The 2,501-nt window shown below is 49.6% G+C and carries 1 protein-coding gene and 2 pseudogenes; 2 read left to right on the top strand and 1 reads right to left on the bottom strand.

The features are described 5' to 3' along the window. Together METMK1DRAFT_RS19950 and METMK1DRAFT_RS03420 are read left to right on the top strand one after the other, a co-directional pair. Positions 1-551 (top strand): annotated as a pseudogene (locus tag METMK1DRAFT_RS19950) (IS701 family transposase); the annotation flags it as partial. Positions 552-638: 87 nt separating this feature from the next. Continuing rightward, positions 639-2,000 carry an MFS transporter gene (locus METMK1DRAFT_RS03420; protein WP_009070912.1) on the top strand — a complete coding sequence of 454 codons (1,362 nt, stop codon included), beginning with the start codon at positions 639-641 and terminating at the stop codon, positions 1,998-2,000. Between the two features lie 127 nt (positions 2,001-2,127). Here METMK1DRAFT_RS03420 and METMK1DRAFT_RS03415 read toward each other — a convergent pair. Beyond that, positions 2,128-2,277 (bottom strand): annotated as a pseudogene (locus tag METMK1DRAFT_RS03415) (transposase); the annotation flags it as partial. Positions 2,278-2,501: the final 224 nt, after the last annotated feature.

The raw sequence follows: 2,501 nt of genomic DNA, 5'->3' as shown, positions 1-2,501 counted from the left end.
GACCGAGATCGACGTGGCCAGATGTTTGACGTGCTCAAGGAGCCCTTCCGGTAGCCAGGGTCGTCTTCGATCCCAGTACTGTCCGAGAAGCCCGTGACGAACAAAGTGGTGTCAAGGCTCAAGTCCAACCGAGCCCAGGGTCGGCCCAGGGGACCCTCGGGGGCGCCTCCCAGTGGGATACCCCCGGAGTCTACTACGCCGACCTGACCCTGGGAGGCCGACCCATTACGGTGAAGTTGCTCGTCCGGGAACGTAAACGTGACTCCTCCGGGACACACGTCAGGTCCCTCTACACTACCGACCTCTCGCTCAGCGGGGAGGAGGCCTGTCGTGTGGGAGATCGAGGAGCTCCAAAGGACGTCGAGGCCCTGGGACTGCTCATCCTGGAGGAGGGAGAGGCTTCAGGGCCACCTCACGATCTTCACCATCAACAACGTCGTCAGGGAACTGGTGGGGGAGCTTAACCTGAGGAGCGTGGAGGCGTTCCTCAGGTTCTTGAACGTCATTTAGGTGGACCGCCGGGGCTGATGAAAATCTTTAAGTTACGTTAAAGTCCCATAACTGCTGTTTCTTATTCTGGATTCTTGCCTAAAATGGTCATGAAGATTTAAAAACAACTATAAGAGATTTATGACAATATGAAGGAGGAGAAAGAAGGTAAGATACCTGAGAAGATAGGTGAACATTCTGAACATCAAAAGGACCTACCCAAGGTTGTGGCTGCAGCTGGAATAGGAACGTGGATAGACTACTACGAATTCCTCTTATCGTCCTTTATCTCTGGAACCATATGGCCTGTAATATTTTTTGGACCACTAGTCAAGTCGCCAAGCCTTGCCCTCTCCCTATCTCTCCTATCCTTCGCTACGGCATACCTCATAAGACCTGTCGGAGCGTATATTTTTGGTCATCTAGGCGATAGGTGGGGGAGGCAATCTACCCTGGTGTTGACACTAATAATTTCATTATTAGGAGTCCTAGGTATTGGCCTAACCCCTCCCTACGTGTCGATAGGTCTCGCAGCTCCAGTCTTACTCACGCTCTTCAGGATGATCCAGGGGATAGGGCTAGGTGGGGAGTGGGGTGGTGCATCCAGCTGGGTCATAGAGTTCTCCCCGGGGAACAAAAGAGGGTTCTGGGGATCACTCATGAACGGGAGTGTTAACGTAGGAATTGGTACCGCTGGGTTAGTATATGCTATTATCCTTTCCCTGTTCCACGGACAGTCGCTTCTATCCATAGGTTGGAGGATACCCTACTTCTCTGCAGCGGCTCTCCTGGTGGTCGGAGCGATCATAAGGTACAGACTCTACGAGAGTCCTCCATTTCAGAAGTTGAGGGCAGAGATGAAGATGGCCAAAAGGCCTTCCCTCGAAGTCATGCGTGGCAAGGGAGGCTTTTACATCCTTTTGGGGGCACTGTCTTGGGTGTATTTAACTGCTGTAAGCCCACTATTAGCTGGTGGAGTCCAAATAGCCTATTTCAGTTCGCTTCATCTAAGGTTCTTCGGTCTGCCAGCACCTATATTCGTTCTACTTACTATAGGGATATGGTACATAGTTGCCTACCCGTTTGTTACGATCCTGGGTTGGCTTTCGGACAGAATAGGTAGAAAGAAAAGTTTTATAATAGGACAGATCTTATTACTGCTCTCTATTCCAATATTCGTTCTAGCAGTTAATTCTCTAAATCCAGTTCTGATATTCCTCACCTATGGATTTTTATTGGTCTCACAAATGTCGCCGTTCGGTATACTGCCAGCCTGGTTCTCTGAGCTCTTTCCAACTAAGTATAGGTACTCCGGTGCAGGGTTGGCATTTCAGTGGGGAGGGTTCGGGACAGGAGTTGCAGCCACAATTCTACCCATAATAATTGCTAACGCCAGAGGAATCTCACTGATCACTCTCCCAGCTGCGGAAGAAGTCGTGTTAGTTATAATTGGGATAGCGGCAGCAGTGTTACTCCCTGAGACAAGGGGCTCTCCGTTAAGGGAAGAATAGGTTTTATGATTATAAACCTAAAAGCTATAAGCTAAGTTTTTTACATCAGTTATGGGACTTTAACGTAACTTAAAGATTTTCATCAGCCCCGGCGGTCCGCCTAAATGGCGCTCGAGGACCTGAGGAACGCCTCCACGCTCCTCAGGTTAAGCTCCCCCACCAGCTCCCTGACGACGTTGTTGATGGTGAAGATCGTGAGGTGGCCCTGAAGCCTCTCCCTCCTCCAGGATGAGCAGTCCCAGGGCCTCGACGTCCTTTGGAGCTCCTCGATCTCCCACACGACAGGCCTCCTCCCCGCTGACGGTAGACCCAAAATCGTATTATGAAAAATAATTCTGGCAGTATAATATCGACTCATAGCGAATAACAGGATTTATAAGAGTATTAAGAATTCAGTTGAAGAAAGGTTTAAGGTGAGGGAGATGTGGTATTACCACGTGTGATAGTGAGATGATAACACACCATCTCCCTCACCAAAACAACGTTCAACAAATAGGATAT

Origin of the sequence: Metallosphaera yellowstonensis MK1, from assembly GCF_000243315.1 — an archaeon.
Classification (GTDB): domain Archaea; phylum Thermoproteota; class Thermoprotei_A; order Sulfolobales; family Sulfolobaceae; genus Metallosphaera; species Metallosphaera yellowstonensis.
Note: the sequence above shows the minus strand (reverse complement) of the source record. Positions and strands in the feature narration are given on the sequence as shown.